The organism is Devosia sp. (assembly GCF_036676215.1).
Taxonomy (GTDB): Bacteria; Pseudomonadota; Alphaproteobacteria; order Rhizobiales; family Devosiaceae; genus Devosia.
Genome location: NZ_JAKFDJ010000226.1, coordinates 63,074 through 83,601, shown reverse-complemented (window position 1 = coordinate 83,601; position 20,528 = coordinate 63,074). Strand labels below are relative to the sequence as shown.

Here is a 20,528-nt window from a genome sequence, read left to right as displayed (position 1 = left end):
ATTCCGGAATTGAGTTTTTTTAGTAACAGGAGCGCCGCGTACATGGCTCACGACTACAACAAGATTTTTGGAGCAATCCGGGCCCTTTTGTCTGGGGCCCCAGAAGCGCGCAGCCCCACGAGGACTGAGATCTGCCAGAAGCTGGTCGCGGACGGCATCGTTGGGTCGACCGGCACTGCACATAAGTACGTCTCCGCATTCTTTGCGGCGGATGCGCTTAAGGCTCAGGTAGTAGCCGCGCCAGAAGCCGACCTCTCCGATCTGCCGGATCGCGTAAATGCTGCTTTCGTGGCCCTCGTGAATTCGGCCAACGTCCTGAAGAACGAGGCAAGCGCGGCACTCGGCGATCTGGCAGAACGCTCAACCGTGACCTTTGGCAAGATGGTCGCGGCGCATGACGCCGCGCAGCAGGCCGAAATCGAGGAGCTGGGCTCTGAACTCGCGGCGGCACGTCGCGAGTGCGAGGCAGCGCAAATCGAACTGGCCGAAGCGGTGCGTCGCGGAGATGAGTTTCTGGCCGCTCTCGGAGAGCGAGATGCTTCCCTTGCCGAGGCGCTGGCGACCAACTCTGACCTACGCCACGAACTGGCAGTCGAACAGACAAAAGTCGTCACCTTGATCGAAGCGATCGAGGCCGGCGACAAAGGCGCCGCCGCGACGCTGGCAGAACATCCAGCCATTGACAGGCAGCGATCGCAAGACAGTGGGGACACGAGTATTTCGGAGGGCGAGGAGCAGCTGATCGGCCCGCCCCCGAGTATGCGGGACTCTTCTTTCACGCTTCCAAATTTTAGCGCGCTGCATGCGCCTGCCGACACGTTCGATCAGATCGAGACGAGTTCTGAACAAGCAGGGCACGCTGAGGCCAGGCGAACCTATTCGCCTAATGAGGGCCCCGTTCCCCCTCCCCACCAGGGTCCCCACCAGTAGTGGGCAACCTCCGCCTAAAAACCCCCAGTTTCTGGGGGTTTTTAGGCCCTGTGCCGCCCCGACCCCACGCGATCAAGGACATCACATGGGGTCGGGGCGGCACAGGCAAGCGGTAAGCAGGATGGGGGGATCAGCATGATGTTTTTTGTATGGAGTATCAAAGTGCAGGTGACGGAACGGGACTTGGAGTTGGTGCGGTGCATCAACCGATTTGGCTTCCTGACGGTTGAGCAGGTGGCTCGGTTTTGGGGCGGCGTGGACTTCTCAACCGCTGCAGCAAGGGTGCGTAAGCTTGTGGATGAGGGGCTGTTGGAGCGGGCCTCGCTGCAGCACTTTGAGGTTCGCCCTCTTGTGGTGACCCGTGTGGGTCGTGAGTTGGCCGGTGAAACCCTGCCGGCGATCAAGGGGATACGAGCGTCCACTTTTCAGCACGACAGCATGCTCTTTGACCTGGCGGTCTCCCTTGAGACTCGGTTTTCTAGTCGCTTTGAGACGGAGCGAGAATATCGCTGGCGTCGGCCCGATCGCGCAGCGGAGAACTTCCACGTGCCCGACGGCATTCTTCGCCGCGACAACGTCAAGATCGGCGTTGAGCTCGAATTGACGCAGAAAGCGCCGCGCCGACTGGCGGATATCATCGCCAGCCATGCTGGAAATTTGGAGCTGGACGAGGTTTGGTATGTCGTTACGACCGAGGCTATGAGGGCCTATGTGCGCCGCATCGCCGGTGACAGCCAACACATCAAGATCGTCAAATGGACGCACAGCCCCACCGCCTCTGTCCGCGAGGAGGACGGCCAATGACAGCCAACGGTTTCAACTCCCCAGACGATTTCGCAATTGTGCTCAAGCCGCTGGCCGCCGTGATTGTGGTCGTTTGCCTTGGACCCGTCGGGATTGCTGCGGCGATCGTTCCCTGGATTGCCGCGTGGTACCTGGGCTCCTTGACAGCTTGTCTTTGGAGCATTGCCATCTCAATGGCGTCCATCATCGGCCTGCTCGTGAGTGGCCGGCTCCAGCTCTCCTTCTCGGTCTGGCTAGCCAGAGTGCGCGATCCGCTCCTTCAGCTGGACATACAAGCGCTCGGCTTCGCATGGCTTGATCTTGCACAAGCTCCGTGGGTGACGACCTGTCTTGTCTCCGCTGGTCTGGGCGCCGGCGCCATAGCCCGTCTCATATTCGAGGACTCGCTGAACTCCGGCGTTAGAGGATTGGTCCGTCGTAGTATTCGACCGGCCCCCATTGCTGCTGGGTCTAAGAAGAAGGCGGACCTGAGTTTGGCCAGTGCCGGCGACAAGACCCTACTTGGGGTGAATTGGCAGACAGGAAGGCAGGTGCACATCACCGATGCCGACTTGAACAATCACATCTTGAATGTCGGCACTACTGGCCGAGGCAAAACGGCGACCAATCTCAACCTCGTTGAATCGCACATTGAACGCGGTCTGCCGGTTCTCTTCCTTGACGGCAAAGGTGATGTGCGGACTGGAGCCCAAATCAAAGCGTTCGCGGAGAGCCATGGGCGGAAGGCATACCTCTTCCATCAATCTCACGTCGGTCACCATCCGGAGAGCTGTGCTTATGACCCGTTCACCGGCAGTGACTACTCCGCCCTCGCCGACATGGTTGTCACGCTGCATGACTGGTCCGAGCCTTATTATCAGGTTCTCGCCAAGGGCTACATGCAGACGGTGTTCAAGGTTGCACTTGCCATCCGGGAGCCCGTAGACCTCCTCAGTATTCAAAAGTTGATGTCTGTGACAGCCATGGTGCAGGCGGTGAGAAAGCACGCGAAGAGCATCCCCGGCGCCGAGGCGTTGATTGTTGAGATCCAAGATCAACGGGCCGCAGAGAAGGCAGGCATCGAAAGCCTGCGGAGTCTAATCCGGAACCTCGGGCGATCTTCGGCCGCCCACCTCTTTGACACCGGCGGGGACCGGCCTGTTCTCCGGCTGGCACAAGCTCGCAGGGAGGGAGCCATAGCCTATTTCGCGCTTCCAGCATTGACGTTCCCCGACTTGTCCAAGGCCATCGGCAAACTCGTCATCAACGACGCTCGCCTTACCTTGTCGCAAAGCGAGGGGCCTTGGCTGATCGTCCTGGACGAAATCGGGACATTCGTGGGCCAGCAAGTACTGCATCTCGTCGCCCAGGGACGTAGTTTTGGGGCGCGAGTAGTCCTCGCGGGCCAGAGCTTTGCGGATCTGGAGGCATCTGTAACTTCAGGCGGCGCTCCGTTCCTCAGCCAGGTTCTTGCGTCGGTCAATTCGTTGATCGTGCACCAGCTGAACTCTCCGGCCGACGCGGAACTGGCAGCTCAATATTCCGGAACTTTCCAAAAGCTAGAAGTGACTGCACAGGTCGTGGAAAGAACTGCTACCGGCGTTGGTTCTGCAAGAAGTACTCGTGAGTTTTTGGTTTCCCCAGACGAGCTGAAAGAACTTCGGACCGCCGAGTCCTTCCTGATCAGCAAAAGATCTGGAACAAGAATCAAGATGTCTGGAAGGCTTTCAAGAATAATTTCGAATAGTATGCGTTGAAATGGTCAGAACTACGACTTATACTAATGTTGCAACTACAACATCGCGTCTGGATAAGAGAAATGACTGAGGGTAATGTTGCAACGTCTCTGGACGGGGCGGTTCCTTATGACATGGCTATGTTGGCCCGCATGGCGGTTTATGCTGCCATGGAGGACCACAAGGATTTGTGGAGCCTGCCGCCGGGGGAAGAAAGGCGCAAGGCGGCCGCTAAGGAACTCTGGCGCGAAGAGCTGAACGAAGAGGAGCGTCACAGAGAGGTTTTGGCGGCCATAGGTGTCCCCGGTGAGCTAAAGCCCGGGACTGGCTTCTTTGAAAAGGCGCTGCAGTTACATGCAGAGGACTTCTGGGCGGCGGTCGATTGCCGCTGGCGTGACCACATGTCGCTCCTCCGGAACGCCGCCGCCATTACAGTACTGTAGCCAGCGACAGGGTTCGAAGGAATGTCCGTGAATTGACCGGTGGCAGGCAGTTGCCCGGGCCGCGTCACTCCATCTCTGGAACATCCCCGTGCTGAAAGAGCACCGCCGGCTCTCCGAACTCGCCATTGACCAGGTCCGCCGAGCGCGACCAGCAGATTACGCCGGCATAGGCGCCGAGCGCAGCCATGCGGCGAGCATCCATCTTGGCTTTGTCCTCAGACGGCACCTCGCGGGGCTCGAAAGCCGGTTGAAGCTCGCCCTCGTCGTCGCGGACGAACGCCATTAGCACCACTAGCGTCTTCAGCTTCGGTTCCGGCGTCTGACCCGTAGATGTCGATGGTTTCCACATTTGATCGTGCTCCCGCTGGACTCTTATGCCCGATCGAAATTAGAACAAAAACAGAACATCTGGCAATGGGTCACTACATGGGGGTGCTGCAGCGCCTGAAATGGATAAAGGAGAAGGGTCGATTTGCTGCCTATCCGGTGGGCTTCGACCAACAGCAGCGGTATGCGTCCATCTGGCCCAATCCGGGGCGGACGGGAAGCTGGGCGTGGAATGCGATCTGGGACGGCTGGTTTAGCTCAAGCGGCGTTGCCGAGAGCAAGCAGGCGGCTGCAGATGCAGCCACAGAGGCTTGGTGGAGCCTGGTGATGGCACCCATTCCCCGCGACGTCGAACACGAGATCACAGTGCTCGTTGCCCGTGCGCCGGTAATGCCGCCACCAAACAGCCTGCTCAATGAGGAGCGCGACTATCTGGTTCGGCTCAATCGGGCGTTGGCTCTCCTCTACGCTGCCGAACTGCGGAGCGAACAACTGCCGCCACCAATCAAGAACCTGATGGAGACCCTGTCGTCCGAATTGTACCGGCGAAGAATTTCTGGGGTTTAGACTTGGATTCCAAGTTCACGAATCAGCGCTCGGCAAGTTGCCTCACCCTCGTCCGCGCATTCCGCCTCGCGGCGGTGATCAGGAATTTTCTGAAAGCGCCGAAGGTCGGCTTGGAGTTTGAGCACCAGGCTGTCTCGTTCGCGAACCTCCGGTCCGGTATCCGGTACCCAGCCGCTCAATTGGCGCATACCCGATCCGCTGCAATCGCCTTGTCCACCAGTTCTTCGATCTCATCGAAGATGACGACGATCAGCAGCTCGCGCTCGGCGTCTGTTTCTCCCGCCATTGCCGGCACCTTGAGGGTGAAGCGGCGCAGTTCGTGATCGCGCCTAAGGCAGAAGCCGCAGCGGAACTCGATGAAGCCGGCCTCGCTCCACAGGTCCACCATGAAGGTCTCGATATACTGGATGTACTTCGAGGAAAGTTCGGCGCTCAGCCGATCCACCAATGCCTTCATGGCCACCTCCGCCCCGGTGAGCTTATCGCGCTTATCCCCGTCCACGCCAGAGGGCCTATCCTTGCGAAATAGCAAGGAGATGACCATGAAACTTGATCGAGAAGGCCGGCGTATCGTGGCGCAGTTCCTCAATGGCGTTGCGGTGGCGGTGGTGGCGACGATGTTCCTCACGCCCATCGCAGGCGGCAAGGTTGCCATCGGCACTGCCGCATTGGGATTGTTTGGCGCTCTCACTCTCCACGCGGTGGCACTGATCGTCGCCGCGCGGCGGTAGACATGGGTTGTCCAAGCCGGACGGGCGATGAACTCATGTGGGCTATGGGCGAATTGTCGGGCCATTGGCTGCGCCCCGAGCCATGGTCTCGGCCATGCGGTAGCTGTCCCGTTCGCGGCATGAGCGTCTTGCTCATGCAGATTGCCGCCATTGGCGACTCTTCTTTCGATGGGGCTGCGCCCCTTCTCCCGTCAAGCACTGGACGCCCAAGGGCGCGCCCCTGTCGGTGTCCCCAACCTTCCTTCCTACGGTCGTGCAGGACGGGTGATCCCCCTCCGCCAGGGGCGGTACTGGACGGTTTCACCCCCCTCATTGCCGGGAGCTAGCCGGGTTTATCGCGAACCCGAAACGCTAGGAGCCGGAAGTGAAGAAGGACCTTTATCAGACTGTGACGGACACCATCATCAAGGACTTGGAGTTTGGTATTCGGCCATGGCTGCAGCCTTGGATTGTCGGCGGTGAGGGTGGCCAGCTCAATCGGCCGCTTCGCGCCAATGGCGAGGCCTACAGGGGGATCAACGTGTTGATGCTTTGGGCTTCGGCAGCGGAAAATGGGTTCTCATCGCCTACATGGATGAGTTTCAGGCAGGCCCAGGATATGGGCGCGCATGTCAAGAAGGGCGAACGGGGAACCATGGTGGTCTATGCCGGGACGCTAGTGCGAAGCGAGATGAACGAGCAGACCGGCGAGGACAGCGCGCGGAGTATTCCGTTTCTCAAGTCGTATTCGGTTTTCAATGCCGACCAGATCGAGGGTTTGCCGGCCAAAATGACCAAGCCACCGGTGACAATGCTGGACCCCGCCGAGCGCATTGAACAGGTGGACAAGTTCGTCGGCGCCACGGGCGCAGAGGTTCGCACGGGCGGAACCATGGCTTTCTACCAGCCGGAGCGTGACCTAGTGCAGATGCCGGATTTCGAGGCGTTCCGTGACCCTGAAGGTTACTATGCCACGCTGTTGCATGAGCTGGCCCACTGGACGCGCCACAAGTCGCGGTTGGATCGGAGTTTCGACCGTGAGCGCTGGGGTGATGAAGGCTATGCCGCCGAGGAACTGGTGGCAGAACTTGGCGCTGCGTTCCTTTGTGCGGACTTGGAAATCACCCCCACGGTCCGCAAGGATCATGCCGCGTATATCGGCAACTGGTTGAAGGTACTGAAGGGCGACAGGCGGGCGATATTCACGGCCGCATCTTATGCCCAGAAGGCAGCCGATTATCTGCACGGATTGCAGACGCAAGGGAAGGTCGTCGAGTAGGCGGCGTTTTTTCTGTAAGTGGCGAAAAGTTGCGGCGCCTGCCCCGAGGCAGGCGCCGAGAGCTTGCCGGTGCAAGCGGATCGAGTGGCGTTGCCACAACTGGATCGTTCCCTCAGTAATCAGGCGCGTTGCGCCCACTCCGGTGTATCAGGATGCGCAGTTGCAGTGAAAATTGTCGGCCGAAACAGCGGGCTTTGCTGCTATGTGTCGCCTATGAATTTGATCAAGTCCAAGAAGCGTGTCTCCGACCACGGTGAGGTGTTCACTCCCCCATGGCTGGTCGAGAAAATGCTCGACCTCGTAAAGGGTGAGACGGAGCGGATCGACGCGCGTTTTCTGGAACCCGCCTGCGGAAGCGGCAATTTCCTTGTGCCGATCTTGCAACGCAAGCTCGCCGCCGTGGAGCTGAAATTTGGCAGGTCCGACTTCGAGAAGCGGCACCACGCCCTTCTTGGCTTGATGTGCTGCTACGGTATCGAACTGCTGAACGACAACGTCGCCGAATGCCGCGCGAACATGATGGAAGTGTTCGCAGAGTATCTGAAGCTGGCCGAAGTGGACGAACTATATCGCGCCGCTTCCTTCGTGTTATCGCTCAATCTTGTTCATGGCGACGCCATGACAATGCGCGATACACACGGTGCGCCAATCCGCGTGGTGGAATGGGGCTACCTGGGCAGGGGCAAATTCCAACGGCGTGATTTCCGGCTCGACGTGTTGACCACCATGGCAAGCTTAGGGGCAGAGGGATCACTCTTCGCCGAACTTGGTAAACACGAGATATTTAAGCCCATCAGTGTATTTCCCCAAATGACTGTACGCGATTTGGCGGACGGCGGGGGCGGTAATACTCCTGGGGAGCACACATGAACGAGCGGGCTGGGTTTGCGCTGCGGGGCCGAAACCCTGATGTTTTGACTTGCATTGCAAACCTCTCCAACGACGAGGTATTCACGCCGCCAGACTTTGCCAACCGGATGCTCGACAACGTGGCAACAGCTTGGGCAGCGAACCATGCCGGTGCCAATATCTGGGCGGATAGCTCGGTCAGGTTCCTTGACCCCAGCACGAAATCAGGTGTGTTCCTGCGGGAAATCGCCACCCGACTGATAGCCGGGCTAGCAGCGGAAATCCCCGACCTGCAAATGCGCGTCAATCACATCTTGACCCGGCAAGTGTTCGGTATCGGCATAACGCTGCTTACCAGCTTGCTCGCCCGGCGCAGCGCTTACTGCTCGAAGCGCGCGGCCGGCGAACATTCCGTAGCCCGAAACTTTTCGCGGGACGAGGGAAATATCTGGTTTGAACGGACCGAGCATTCTTGGGAAAGCGGGAGATGCACGTTTTGCGGGGCCAGTAAGGAGGTCCTGGATCGCGGCGAAGGGCTAGAAACTCACGCCTACGCCTTCATCCACACCAATGACATTAAAACTCGGATCGCCGAGTTGTTCGGAGATGATATGCAGTTCGACGTAATCATCGGCAACCCCCCATACCAAATGACTGGTGGTGGTGGCGGGACGAACGACTCGCCGATTTATCAACTTTTCGTGCAGCAAGCTGTTCGATTGGAGCCGAAATATCTATGCATGGTCATTCCATCGAGATGGATGGCTGGCGGTCGTGGACTGAGTGAGTTCCGCGCTGAAATGCTCGGCGATCGCCGCGTGCGCAATCTTGTGGACTATGAGAACGCGAAGGATGCATTCCCCACTGTGGGCATTGGCGGTGGCGTTTGTTACTTCTTGTGGGATCGCGAGAACCCCGGCCTTTGCGAATGCACCTATTGCCGTAACGGCGAGCTCATCGGGCCGCATGCGCGCGCTCTGGACGAATTTGATGTCTTCGTCCGTGACAAGCGAGCGGTCGACATCCTGCACAAGGTAGTTGCGGCCGGTGAGCGCTCTTTTGAGGAACTTGTCAGCGGCGATACTCCGTTCGGCCTGGCGACGAATTTTTCAGGTTACACGCGCGATGCCCTGCCGACTCAAGATCAGGTGCTTCTTTATGCCAACGTCGGGACTAAAAGAGTTCGGGGTGCGATCGACCGCAGCACGATCAACAAAAACCTACACCTGATTGATGTCTGGAAGTTGTTTCTTCCAAAAACCGGATCAGGCCGGGAGCGAGAGAGGAGCGGCGTCGATTTGGTTCTAGGACCGTCAATCATTGCTGGCCCAGGAGCTGTATGTACCCAAACTTATCTAGTCGCTGGTCCTTTGAACTCAAAGATCGAGGCTGAGAGTGTCGGGGCATACCTACAAACGAAATTAGCGAGATTCCTTGTCTCCCTCCGTAAGCCATCCCAAGACGTCTTTCGGGGAATGTACCGGTGGGTCCCGGTCCAGCCATGGGACCGGACCTGGACCGACGCCGATCTCTATAAGAAGTACAACCTCAACGAGGAAGAGATTGCTTTCGTCGAGCAGATGATCCGTCCGACGGCGGCGGGCAATGAATAAGCCTACCATTGAAGAAATCCTTGCGCCCAGACCGGATGCGCGTCCGCGTATCTATGCCTACGCCATCGTTGACGCGGCGCATGACGGCCTGCTCAAAGTCGGCCAGACTACGCGCAACGTGAAGCAGCGTGTCGCCGAACAACTCAAGACGGCTGCCATCGCCAATTTCAGCGTCGAACTCGACGAACCGGCCGAGCGGGACGATGGCAGTACGATCACCGATCATGCCGTGCGAGATGCACTAAAACGCAAGGGCTTCCTCAATCCGCAACTTGAATGGATGCAATGCACGGTCGCCGATGTGAAAACGGTGCTGGCCGAGCTGCGCACGGGCCAGCAATTCAGCGGTACGCACCACGAAACCTTCCCGCCGCGCAGGGAACAGGCGGAGGCGGTGGAACAGACCTACGCTTACTACCATTCCCGCTGGCAGCAGAACGCAAATGCCGTTCCACGCTTCCTTTGGAACGCAAAAATGCGCTTCGGCAAGACCTTCACGACTTACCAGCTCGCCAAGAAGCTAGGGGCGAAGCGGGTTCTGGTGTTGACCTTCAAGCCCGCCGTTGAAGATGCCTGGCAGACCGACCTTGAGTCCCATGTTGATTTCGACGGTTGGCAGTATCTCTCGCGCAACACAGGGCGAGACCCTAGCCAGGTCAATGGCGACAAGCCGGTCGTCTACTTCGGCTCGTTCCAGGATTTGCTCGGGCGTGACAAGGCCGGCAACATCAAGGCCAAGAACGAATGGCTTCATGCGATCCATTGGGACGTGGTGGTGTTCGACGAATATCATTTCGGCGCATGGCGCGAGACGGCCAAGGAGCTCTTCGAGGGCGAGGACGCAGCGGTCACCAAGATAGAACTCGAATATGCCGACGACCTGGAGAATGTGAACGAAGACCTTGGCGTCCTTTCGGAGAGTGAGGCGGAGTTCCTGCCGATAACCACGCGCGCGTACCTTTATCTGTCCGGCACACCGTTCAAGGCGCTGGCGACGGGCGAGTTCATCGAGGAACAGATCTTCAACTGGACCTATACAGACGAACAGCGCGCCAAGGCCGACTTCGCCGCGCACCATCCGGGCCAGCGCAATCCCTATGCCGCTCTGCCCCAAATGCGGCTACTGACCTACCAGATGCCGCCAGAAATCACGCACATCGCCAGCGGCGGTGAGTTCGACGAGTTCAATCTCAATGAATTTTTCGCCGCCATCGGAGACGGCATTCTCGCGCAGTTCAAGCACAAGGATGAGGTTCAGAAGTGGTTGAATGTCATACGAAACGCACCCGACGCGCCTAGATCACTCGATAGCCTCAAGGCAGGCGTCATCCCACCGTGGCCTTATTCGGACACGAGGCTGTTGCCCCATATGCAGCACAGTTTCTGGTTCTTGCCCAACGTCGCCGCCTGCCACGCGATGGCGAACCTGCTATCGGAGCGACACAATACCTTCTGGCACAACTACAAGGTTATCGTAGCGGCGGGAGCCTCGGCCGGGATTGGACTCGACGCTTTGCCGCCGGTTCGACAGGCGGTCGGTAGCGGCTTTGATACGAGCACTATCACGCTGTCCTGCGGCAAACTGACAACCGGGGTGACGGTGGCTCAGTGGTCGTCGATCCTGATGCTTCGTAACCTCAAGTCGCCGGAAACTTACTTTCAGGCTGCGTTTCGCGTGCAGTCGCCTTGGTCGATCAAGAACCCCAACGGCGATAACCCGAATGAAGAAGAGGTTCTTAAGCCCGTCTGCTTCGTGTTCGACTTCGCGCCCACACGTGCGCTGCGTCAGCTCTCCGAGTACGGCATCGGCCTGTCTCCGGGTGAGGCGAACCCAGAAAACGCGGTACGCGACCTGGTCTCCTTCCTTCCGGTGCTGGCTTATGACGGTGCCAACATGACCCAGGTCGATGCAGGCGGAATCCTTGACATAGCTATGGCTGGGACCTCGGCAACACTGTTGGCGCGCAAGTGGGAATCCGCGCTGCTGGTGAACGTTGATAACGACACACTTCGCCGCATCCTCGACAATCCTGAGGCGATGGCCGCCGTGGGACGCATCGAGGGCTGGCGCGCTCTTGGTGACAATGTCATCGAGACGATTATTAACAAGAGCGACAAGGTCAAAGACCTCAAGAACAAGGCGAAAGCTGCTGACCTGACACCGGGGGAGAAGAAAGAGCTCAGCGACGAGGAAAAGGAATACAAGTCCAAGCGCAAGCTGGTGCAGGAAAAGCTCATCAAGTTCGCGACGCGCATCCCCGCCTTTATGTACCTCACTGACTTCCGAGAGAACACGCTCCAGGACGTGATCACCAAATTGGAGCCCGAGCTGTTCCTAACGGTGACCGGTTTAACGGTAGCCGACTTTCATCTTCTCGTGCGCCTCAAAGTATTCAACACAGAGCGGATGAACGAAGCGGTTTTTGCTTTCCGTCGCTATGAGGACGCTTCCCTCCGCTACACCGGCATTGAAAGCCATCAGGGGCTTACCCACTATGGCCTCTACGACACCGTTGTGGCGAGAGAGTAAGATCCTCGGGAATTGAAGATCAATTTCGAGACGGTGAAATATTTCTTCTAATAATATCCCGTGTTGTTGGCATTTTCGCCGGCCATTGCAAATACAAACGCCGGGACAAGATGTGATACACTGCCATTTCTGGCGGTTTCGATCACTTCTTCAAACAGGACTTCTGTACCTTGGACCCACGTTCCTGCGACGCGAAATTCGATCTTACCTAGGTTAATTGACACGCTTTCCGCATCAACTACGTGAACAATTCCGTCCTTGGAGTCTTGGGGAATTGGGTCGGCGAAACAAACACCTTTCGGCAAATCGCCAACTTTGACACGCGACAGTATCGAAACATTCCTGATGAACTCGTCCGGAAACTCACCTGTCACTACCCCGCCCAAGCCGACCAATTGCCTCGAGTTTTCAAGGTTATTCATCTGCATCATTGCAGCGCCGAGTTCAGTTGAAAAGTAATAGATACCGAGAGCCTTCCTCCCTTTCGCGTTCAATTCAGTAACGTACGAAATAATAGACGCAACTGGTGGGAGATTTTCTGCCGGTTGATTGTAGATACGCAGGAGTGAGAGAACGTTGTCCAACGGATTCACATAGCGATGACCGAAGACGCCGGTCGTTTCCGTTATCAACCCTTGGCTGCTTTCGAGTAAATCGCAACGATAGAGATGTTCAATGCTGGCGCCAGGTTGGCGGTCAGGGAATTTTTCCCAAAACGAGGTATCGCTGCGCCGAGGAATCTTCATCTCGCTGCTGGATTCTCTGGGCCAGTTGAATGCAAGCGTCATGGGCGGTCCTCTTGGCGCGATGCTCGCCATTTGCCATTCAGAGCATTCGGATCAACCGGGATATGCAGCTTGTTGATCGTGTCGCGCAGGACTTTCAGGTAGATTTCATCGGTGTACCGGCGACGCTCACTCTTTCTGTCGTTCGAAGAATGGCCGGAGAGCGCGTCGATGATGCCCCCTTGAATGCCTTGGTTCTCCAATTGGGTAATGCCGTGGTGACGAAAAGGGTGGAGCGCCCCATCGGCCTCGGTATCGTCAACGCGGACGAGCTTAATACCGAGGCTATCGACCATCCGGCTCACTCGCTTGCCTACCGCGTCCGAATGTGAGCCCTTGGCGTTGGGTACGAGCTCTGGAAACAGCAGCTCCTCCGGTTCGCGGCCGTGCACGACTTCTTCAAGGAAGCTTAGCTTGATGATGCTGTCGTGCACAGGGACCCGGCGCTTGGATGAGTGACGCTTGACCTTCACCTCATGGTGCATCAGGTCGAAATACCAGATACTTTGGTCCTGCCTTACGTGCTTGACCTTGAGCTGGCAGATTTCCTCGCGGCGCATAAGTTGGAAGCAGGCCAGCAGCGGGAGCCAGTAGAGGGCATCGCGCACAATCACCTGGCCAGGGTCATTGTAGAAGTATTCGCTCTTGCGGCCCTGGTAGACCGGATGCGTGAAGAAGAGTTGCACCTGATCCGGGGTATAGCCCGGGCGCTCCTCGTTCTCTTCAAGGCCGCTGACCTCACTGCCGGTCTCGAGATAAAGGCCCTCCGCGAAACTGGCGTGGGACCGTTCAATCAGCCCCATGGTCTTGGCATACTCGAAGACGCTGTTGAGGTTGGAAATGTGCTTGTTCACCGTCTTGGGCGAAACACGCACATAGTCTGGCCCCTTGGCACCAGCCTCGACAATCACTTGTAGAATGTTCTTAGCCTGCTCGCCCGCAGAGCGCCAATACACCTTGGGAATGTCGATCAGCACACTGCGGAACTCTGCCATGTGCTGGGCAGAATAAGCGCGTACGTCCGCATCGCCGCAGATTTGCAGCCACAGCCGCAAGGACGGGCCCAGATTTCGGACCGCGTCCGGCCCGACCTGCTTGGCCTTTACCCGCTCACTGACGATGTAGTTGGCCTGGGTGGACAAGGTCGCGCCCGCTTCGCGCGCAAACTTGGTTGAGACGCCACCCGGCGCTGTCGGCATTGGCGCGCTGGCGGGGATTGCCGAGCGCGTCGGGCGAACCGGCGCCTGGGACAGAGATTCTCGCTTTGGTGAAGCGGCACTGGCTTCCTCGACATCGCCATAAGGCGCCACGAGCCGGAATGCCTTCTCTTCCCACTCGGCCGCCGGCAGCTTGAAAAGGCCTCGGTCGAGACCGCCTTGCCGCGCCAGCTCCGCAGCCGTTTCGAGATAGTGCGCCGCCATGCCAGCCGTCAACACATTGCCGGCCAGTCGCATTGCCATCGGGTCTGTCGGCACCTCAATCCCGGTCGCGCCAAATTGCGCGGCGATGAAAGCGTCATCAACCATGGGGTAGCCGTCGCTCTGGCGATGCAACAAGCCATCGGCCAGCGAGGCCATGGTCTTGGCCTGCTCGCGTGTTGAGACCAGCGGCACCGGGACGGGCTGAATGGTCGCGCGCCACTCCTGCAAAGCGGACCCGAGCAAGGCGGTCAGGTGTTGTGATGACAGCATTTTATTCCTACGCGCAGACACAAAGAACGCATCGACCGCCACCGCCAAGCGCCGCCCGAGCTGCACTGCCGAATCTCTGTCGATAACACCTAGTCTGAGGCAGATTTCGCTTGACGCAAGCTGAGTCTGTAACGCAGCCGGAATCTTGCGCCGAAAGTAGGACGTGCGCCCCTTGAGGCGCAGGAAGCTGTCCGCAGGCATGACCATCTCCGTCATGACCGGTTCGCTGCGCATCGGGTGCGAAGCGGTAGCGTCCAGATTCGGACCCGCTTCACAGCCATGCAGACGAGCCCGGTGGCCAATCTGGTGGCCAAAGCGGTGGGAAACCCACGATTTGGCCGGCTAGAGTTGGCTGAAACCTGCGGAAAACCTGGAGTTTTGCTGAGCGTGTGGCTGGGGAACCTGGATTCGAACCAAGATTGACGGAGTCAGAGTCCGCTGTTCTACCGTTGAACTATTCCCCAGCAAGGGACCCGGCCCAAGGCCGGCGGCGCGGCGGGGCTGCGTGAGCGTCCGGCGCGGGCACTGCATAGACAATGCCCGACGAGATTGCAAGCGCCTCTGACATGTCCGCCGTGCGTGCCGCTGGCATTGCGCTTGCCGCCCCCTTGCACTACCGTCATCGGCGACACGCAATGAACAGTGCGCTCGGGCGCGACCGGCTTGGCCGGTTTTGGCGACCGCGCACGACAGGAGACTTCTGTGACCGATTCCGATCGGTCCGCCGCCGCACTCTCGTCTCTCGACGAGCCGGCGATCCGTGCCCCGTCCAGTCCCGGACCGGCGGGGAGGGCAGGGGCCGACACGCCCCCGCCCGAGGCGGACAAGCGGACACCAGCCGCCACCAATCCGCGCCGGCATCGCGGGCCCATCTATGCGGCACTCGATCTGGGCACCAATAATTGCCGGCTGCTCATCGCCCGTCCGCATGATCACGGCTTCCGCGTCCTTGATGGCTTCACCCGCATCGTCCGCCTCGGCGAGGGCGTCTCGGTCACCGGGCGGCTGAGCGATGCGGCCATGGAGCGCACCATGGAAGCGCTGCGCCAGTGCCGCAACAAGCTGCGCGAGCACCAGCCTACCCGTATGCGCCTGATAGCCACCGAGGCCTGCCGCGCCGCCGAGAACGGTCCGGCCTTCCTCGCCCGGGTCAAGGCCGAGATCGGTCTCGATCTCGAAATCGTCGATCGCCGCACTGAGGCCGAACTCGCCGTCACCGGCTGCGCCGACCTGATCGAGGGCAGCGCCCAGGGCGCGCTGATGTTCGATATCGGCGGCGGCTCGTCTGAACTGGCCTGGATGGATTTTCGCGGCGGCCGCCCCAAGGCGCAGGGCCGCATGGCCGCCTCGATCCGCTCCTGGCAATCGCTGCCCGTGGGCGTGGTCTCCATTGCCGAGAAATTCGGCGGCGTCGATGTCTCCGCTGCGGTCTTCGAGGCCATGGTGGCCCATGTCGCCGAGCATCTGCGCCAGTTCCGCGGCCGCGAGAAGCTGCGCCAGATGATCGCCACCCATCCGGTGCACCTGATCGGCACTTCGGGCACCGTCACCACCCTGGCCGGGCTCCACCTCGGCCTCGAGCGCTATGAGCGCCAGAAGGTCGATGGCCTGTGGATGAAGCGGGGCGAGGTCGATGAGACGATGAAGGTGCTGCTGGCCATGCCCTTCGATCGTCGCGTCGCCCATCCCTGCATCGGGCGCGACCGGGCCGACCTGGTCCTGCCCGGCTGCGCCATTTTCGAAGCCATCAGGCGCGAATGGCCGACCGAGCGCGTGCGCGTTGCCGATCGCGGCCTGCGCGAGGGCATATTGATTTCGCTGATGGACGCCGACCGCGCCCACAGCCGGGCGGTGCGATATCCGCGGAGGAATGGCAATGGTGGATAAGGCTCTCGGCACAGGCGGCCGCAAGTCCGACAAGGATCTCAAGATCCGCGTCAAATCGGCCAAGGGCCGCAAGGTGAGCTCCACCAAATGGCTGGAGCGCCAGCTTAACGACCCCTATGTGGCCCGCGCCCGCGCCGAAGGCTACCGCTCGCGCGCCGCCTTCAAGATTCGCGAGATGGACGAGAAGTACAAGCTCTTCCGCAAGGGCATGCGCGTCGTCGATCTGGGTGCCGCCCCGGGCGGATGGGCGCAGGTCGCCGCCAAGGCGACGGGCTCGACCTCGGCCAATCCCCTCATCGTCGGCATCGACTATCTCGAGATGGACCCCATTCCCGGCGTCATCCTGCTGCGGAAGGATTTCACCGACGAAGACGCGCCGGCCATGCTGATCGAGGCCATGGGCGGCAAGAAGGCCGATATCGTGATGAGCGACATGGCCTGGCCCACCACCGGCCACCGCCCGACCGACCATTTGCGCATCGTGCAGCTGATCGAAGTCGCCGCCGCCTTCGCGCTCGATGTGCTCTCGCCCGGCGGCGTCTTCGTCGCCAAGGTGTTCCAGGGCGGCACCGAGCATGAGCTGCTGCACATGCTCAAGCGCCACTTCAAGACCACCTTCCACGCCAAGCCCCCCTCCAGCCGCCAGGATTCGGCCGAAGCCTACCTGATCGCCAAGGGCTTCAAGGGCAGCAACGACACCGTGCAGGGCGAAGGCGAATACGACCGCTGATCTTGCCTCGCCCCTCCCGGGAGAGGTCGGCGCACAGCGCCGGGTGAGGGGGCCTTTCCTTTCTCGCCGCTCAGTGCTCGCCACCTCCACCGCGCGTCAGCTGGTGCCCGGCATTGTTCGGCAGGCGCAGGAACAGTACGGTGGCAATGGCCCCCACCGCGGTCACCACGAAAAAGGCCGTCTGGAAATCCGCGAGCACCAGCGGGCCTTCGCCGCGCATGCGGTGCACCAGTTCCAGCGTACCGCCGCCCAGCGCCACGCCCATGGCGAACATCAGCTGCCCCCAGACCTGGCTGATCACATTGGCCTGTCCGGCGTCCTTGTCCTCCACATCGGCAAACACGAAAGCGTTGGAGCCGGTCCAGAACACCGATTGCCAGAAGCCGACAAAGGTCAGGATGCCCAGCATCAGCGGTAATGGTGTCGCCGGCGTATAAAGCCCCATGGCGAGGATCCCGAGGCATGAAATGGCCGTCGCCAGCACCAGCGGATACTTGAAGCCGAAGCGGGCAAACAGCCAGTTGCAGACGAATTTGGCGATCAGCGCGCCGATGGCGCTGACAAAGGTGATCATCCCCGATTCAAACGGGCTCATGCCGAAGCTGAGCTGCAGCATGAGCGGAAACAGGAACGGTACCGCCCCCTGGCCCAGCCGAAAGAATGTCCCCGCCACCACCGAAATGCGAAACACCGGCAGCCGCAGCAGCCGCAGGTCGAGCAGCGGATATTCCGTGCTCAGCGCATGCCGCACATAGATGGCGCCAATGCCGATGCCGATCGCCGCCGCAACGGCGCCGATCACCGGGGGCAGGGCAGGCAGGCTCATCACCGAACAACCAAACGCGAACAGCGCAAAGGCGGAGCCGGCCAGCACGAAGCCCTTGCGGTCGATTTGCCGTGGTGCGCTGCGGGTCGGTGTGTTGGGCAGGGCGAACCCGACCAGCACAATGCCCAGGATGCCGATCGGCACGTTGATGATGAAGATCCAGTGCCAGGAGAAATAGGTGGTGAGGAACCCGCCGAACGGCGGACCGACGATGGGGCCGATCAGCGCCGGTATGGTGAGCCACGCCATGGCGTCCACCAGCCGGTGCCGCGGCGTCGCCCGCACCAGCACCAGTCGCGCCACCGGCCCCATCATCGCGCCGCCCATGCCCTGCACGAAGCGGGCGCCGACAAACTGCAATAGCGAACTGGAAAGCGCGCAGGCGATCGAGCCGAACATGAATACCAGCATCGCCACGCGGAACACGTTGCGCGCCCCGAACCGGTCGGCCATCCAGCTCGACACCGGAATGAAGATGGCCAGCGCCACGAGATACGACGTCAGCGCCAGCTTCAGCGAAATCGGGTCGGTCCCGATATCGGCGGCGATGGCAGCCAGCGAGGTGGCGATCACCGTCGAATCCATGTTCTCCATGAACAGCGCAGTGGCGAGGACGAGGGGCACGGTGCGTGACAAATAACTGTTGCCGGAGAACCGGTCACTCCTTCTGGATGCCCACGGCCTGGTGGCCCGAAACATTCTGGCCGGCATCGGTCGGCAATCGCCAATAAATCAAACCGGCCAGCGCGCTGAGCCCGCCAACCACGAAAAACGCTATCTGAAAATCGAACAGGGACAGCTCCCCGCCATGCATGCTTGTGCTGACTTCAAGGATGCCGCCGGCCACCGCCACGCCAAAGGCTATGCTCAGCTGCTGGCATACCGCAACGATCGCGGTCGCCTGGCTCGCCTCCTCATCGCTGATATCGGCATAACCCAGCGCATTCGTCCCGGTGAAAAATACCGAGCGCAGGACGCCGCCGGCTAGCAACACGGCCATCATCACCGGTATCGGCGTGTCGATGTTGAACAGCCCCTGCGCCGCGATCAGCAGCCCGCCGAACAGTGCGGTAAATCCCAATATGCGGGGAAAGCCGAAGTGCGCGAACACCCGCTCCGCGATGAACTTGCTCGTGATCGCGCCAATGGCCGAAACGAAGGTAATGGCGCCCGACTGGAAGGGATTGAGCCCGAACCCCAGTTGCAGCATCAAGGGCAGCAGGAAGGGCACGGCACCGACCCCGATGCGGAAGAACGAACCGCCCAGGATCGACGCGCGAAACAATCTGTGCCGGAGCAGGGCGGGGTCGAGTAACGGAAACGTCGTCCTCTTGGCATGCATGAAATAGAAGATGCCGGAGACGACGCCGACGACGATGGTCAGGTAGCCATAGACGAGCGGCAGCGCCGGCAGGCTGACCACCGACAGTCCGAACACGCACCCGGCAAAGGCGATGCCGGCCAGGATGAACCCCACCGCGTCGATGGGCCTGGGAATGCGGCCGTCCGGAACCTTGAGGAAGATGCCGGCCAGGATGATCCCGGCTATGCCGATCGGGATATTGATCCAGAAGATCCAGTGCCAGCTGAGATAGGTGGTGAGAAACCCGCCGATCAGAGGCCCGGTCAACGGCCCGAGCAGGGCCGGAATGGTCAGCCACGCCATGGCCGCCACCAGTTCACTGCGCGGCGTCGAGCGCACCAGCAGCAGGCGCCCCACCGGCGTCATCATCGAGCTGCCGATGCCCTGGAAGAACCGCGACACCACGAAGCTCTCGAGCGAGAAGGAGAAGGAGCAGGCGAGCGACCCCAGCATGAACACGAAGATCGCCAGCCGGAAGATGTTCTTGGCGCCGAACCGGTCGGCCATCCAGCCGCTGATCGGAATGAATATGGCCAGCGCCACGAAATAGGCCGTTAGCGCCAGCTTGAGCGCGATCGGCTCTGTGCCGATATCGGCCGCGATCGCGGGGAGCGACGTGGCGATGACAGTCGAATCCATCTGTTCCATGAACAGGGCGACCGCCAGGATGAGGGGTGTGACGCGGATCACGGGGATTTAGACCGGGAGGAATCGAGGAGGTCGCGGCGGAGCGACTGAAATACTATGAACGCCGGTGTCGCCGCTGAAAAGGCCGGATTTTACCTTGGCCGTACGCCTTTATTCCAGAATTGCCGACTTGCACGTCTTGGGCGTTTCGGGGTGCAGCAGGAATTCATGGTCGTCCATGCCGGCCTCGAGCGAGAATCCGTCACCCTCCCCGCCGCCGCCGCAGCCACCCGACATGCGGATATAGCCGTGTGACGCCAGGTCCACCAGCACCTTGCCATCCGCGCGGCGTTCCAGCAGCACCCCGCCGCCGTCGCATTCCACGCCGCACCACATCTTGCCATCTTGCGCATGGCAGGGCCCGCTCGCATAACCCTCCGTGCCGTCGCGGCGCCGTGCTTCCAGATAAAAGCTGTACTGCTCGGCAAATTCGATCGTCGCAGCCATGTAGCCCACCGCGAAACTGATCTCGGTGACCTGCTGGTCCGGATGTTCAGCCAGATGCGCCGCGTCATAGCTGCGCGACCAGCACGACCGCGCACCGTCTTCCGGCTGCACGTATCCGTCCAATTCGCCGGCCAGCGCCGCCAGGGGGGCGAAGGCCGCAACGAATAGGCAGGCAGCCGCGAAATGGCGCATGGCGAGATCCTCCCGACGAGACATGCACTATGCGCCGGGCCGCCCAGCCCGACAAGCGCCGCCCCACCCCTATGCAAGTGGCCCGCCCGGTGCTATTGACCCTCGCCAACCCGAGCCCGCCGAGTCCATCGGCCGGCTCACATTCCAACATCT

Annotated in this window: 19 protein-coding genes and 1 tRNA gene; 12 read left to right on the top strand and 8 right to left on the bottom strand. The window is 60.3% G+C overall.

Annotated elements, in window-relative coordinates; translation table 11 throughout:
• The 4 genes from V6M52_RS19445 to V6M52_RS19430 all read left to right on the top strand — a co-directional run.
• Positions 1-930 (top strand): hypothetical protein (locus tag V6M52_RS19445; protein WP_332702642.1); only part of this gene is annotated, 930 nt, incomplete at its 5' end.
• 135 nt (positions 931-1,065) lie between these two features.
• Entirely contained in the window at positions 1,066-1,734 is a 669-nt protein-coding gene (locus tag V6M52_RS19440; protein ID WP_332702641.1) for a hypothetical protein, read from the top strand.
• The gene (locus V6M52_RS19435; protein WP_332702640.1) at positions 1,731-3,470 is read left to right on the top strand and encodes a type IV secretory system conjugative DNA transfer family protein; all 1,740 of its coding nucleotides are present in this window, start codon (positions 1,731-1,733) and stop codon (positions 3,468-3,470) included. The genes V6M52_RS19440 and V6M52_RS19435 overlap by 4 nt, the downstream gene beginning before the upstream one ends.
• Positions 3,471-3,532: 62 nt before the next feature.
• A complete protein-coding gene (locus V6M52_RS19430; protein WP_332702639.1) occupies positions 3,533-3,892 on the top strand; it encodes a hypothetical protein in 360 nt (119 codons plus the stop codon).
• 64 nt (positions 3,893-3,956) lie between these two features.
• On the opposite strand, the gene V6M52_RS19425 is transcribed toward V6M52_RS19430, so the two are convergent.
• On the bottom strand, positions 3,957-4,175 hold the full coding sequence (locus V6M52_RS19425) for a hypothetical protein (protein ID WP_332702638.1): 219 nt from the start codon (positions 4,173-4,175) through the stop codon (positions 3,957-3,959).
• A gap of 47 nt (positions 4,176-4,222) precedes the next feature.
• Here V6M52_RS19425 and V6M52_RS19420 point away from each other — a divergent pair, with 47 nt between their 5' ends.
• Positions 4,223-4,786 carry a hypothetical protein gene (locus V6M52_RS19420; RefSeq protein WP_332702636.1) on the top strand — a complete coding sequence of 188 codons (564 nt, stop codon included), beginning with the start codon at positions 4,223-4,225 and terminating at the stop codon, positions 4,784-4,786.
• Between the two features lie 175 nt (positions 4,787-4,961).
• On the opposite strand, the gene V6M52_RS19415 is transcribed toward V6M52_RS19420, so the two are convergent.
• The gene (locus V6M52_RS19415) at positions 4,962-5,243 is read right to left on the bottom strand and encodes a hypothetical protein (protein WP_332702634.1); all 282 of its coding nucleotides are present in this window, start codon (positions 5,241-5,243) and stop codon (positions 4,962-4,964) included.
• A gap of 85 nt (positions 5,244-5,328) precedes the next feature.
• Between V6M52_RS19415 and V6M52_RS19410 the strand changes: the two genes are divergently transcribed.
• The 5 genes from V6M52_RS19410 to V6M52_RS19390 all read left to right on the top strand — a co-directional run bounded on the left by V6M52_RS19410 (position 5,329) and on the right by V6M52_RS19390 (position 11,767).
• On the top strand, positions 5,329-5,517 hold the full coding sequence (locus V6M52_RS19410) for a hypothetical protein (RefSeq protein ID WP_332702632.1): 189 nt from the start codon (positions 5,329-5,331) through the stop codon (positions 5,515-5,517).
• A 364-nt stretch (positions 5,518-5,881) separates the two neighbouring features.
• A complete protein-coding gene (locus tag V6M52_RS19405; RefSeq protein ID WP_332702630.1) occupies positions 5,882-6,775 on the top strand; it encodes an ArdC family protein in 894 nt (297 codons plus the stop codon).
• Between the two features lie 213 nt (positions 6,776-6,988).
• Positions 6,989-7,645: a DNA methyltransferase gene (locus V6M52_RS19400; RefSeq protein WP_332702628.1), complete on the top strand. Its 657-nt coding sequence runs from the start codon at positions 6,989-6,991 to the stop codon at positions 7,643-7,645.
• Complete coding sequence (locus V6M52_RS19395; protein ID WP_332702626.1) at positions 7,642-9,237, top strand: Eco57I restriction-modification methylase domain-containing protein; 1,596 nt, start codon at positions 7,642-7,644, stop codon at positions 9,235-9,237. The genes V6M52_RS19400 and V6M52_RS19395 overlap by 4 nt, the downstream gene beginning before the upstream one ends.
• Positions 9,230-11,767 (top strand): GIY-YIG nuclease family protein, encoded by a 2,538-nt coding sequence (locus V6M52_RS19390; protein WP_332702624.1) that lies wholly within the window; start codon positions 9,230-9,232, stop codon positions 11,765-11,767. Before V6M52_RS19395 ends, V6M52_RS19390 begins: the two co-directional genes overlap by 8 nt.
• Positions 11,768-11,814: 47 nt before the next feature.
• Here V6M52_RS19390 and V6M52_RS19385 read toward each other — a convergent pair whose 3' ends face one another.
• The 3 genes from V6M52_RS19385 to V6M52_RS19375 form a co-directional block, all read right to left on the bottom strand.
• Positions 11,815-12,555 (bottom strand): hypothetical protein, encoded by a 741-nt coding sequence (locus V6M52_RS19385; protein ID WP_332702622.1) that lies wholly within the window; start codon positions 12,553-12,555, stop codon positions 11,815-11,817.
• Positions 12,552-14,459, bottom strand: a complete 1,908-nt coding sequence (locus V6M52_RS19380; RefSeq protein ID WP_332702620.1) for a site-specific integrase — start codon at positions 14,457-14,459, stop codon at positions 12,552-12,554. Before V6M52_RS19380 ends, V6M52_RS19385 begins: the two co-directional genes overlap by 4 nt.
• A gap of 174 nt (positions 14,460-14,633) precedes the next feature.
• A tRNA-Gln gene (locus V6M52_RS19375) sits at positions 14,634-14,707 on the bottom strand.
• A gap of 238 nt (positions 14,708-14,945) precedes the next feature.
• On the opposite strand from V6M52_RS19375, the gene V6M52_RS19370 reads away from it, so the two are divergent.
• Both V6M52_RS19370 and V6M52_RS19365 read left to right on the top strand, forming a co-directional pair.
• Positions 14,946-16,130, top strand: coding sequence for a Ppx/GppA phosphatase family protein (locus V6M52_RS19370; RefSeq protein WP_332702618.1), 1,185 nt, complete (start codon positions 14,946-14,948; stop codon positions 16,128-16,130).
• On the top strand, positions 16,120-16,860 hold the full coding sequence (locus V6M52_RS19365; protein WP_332689862.1) for an RlmE family RNA methyltransferase: 741 nt from the start codon (positions 16,120-16,122) through the stop codon (positions 16,858-16,860). The genes V6M52_RS19370 and V6M52_RS19365 overlap by 11 nt, the downstream gene beginning before the upstream one ends.
• Before the next feature lie 70 nt (positions 16,861-16,930).
• On the opposite strand, the gene V6M52_RS19360 is transcribed toward V6M52_RS19365, so the two are convergent.
• The 3 genes from V6M52_RS19360 to V6M52_RS19350 all read right to left on the bottom strand — a co-directional run bounded on the left by V6M52_RS19360 (position 16,931) and on the right by V6M52_RS19350 (position 20,375).
• A complete protein-coding gene (locus V6M52_RS19360; protein WP_332702616.1) occupies positions 16,931-18,310 on the bottom strand; it encodes an MFS transporter in 1,380 nt (459 codons plus the stop codon).
• A gap of 34 nt (positions 18,311-18,344) precedes the next feature.
• Entirely contained in the window at positions 18,345-19,739 is a 1,395-nt protein-coding gene (locus tag V6M52_RS19355; protein WP_332702614.1) for an MFS transporter, read from the bottom strand.
• 108 nt (positions 19,740-19,847) lie between these two features.
• On the bottom strand, positions 19,848-20,375 hold the full coding sequence (locus V6M52_RS19350; RefSeq protein WP_332702612.1) for a hypothetical protein: 528 nt from the start codon (positions 20,373-20,375) through the stop codon (positions 19,848-19,850).
• Positions 20,376-20,528: the final 153 nt, after the last annotated feature.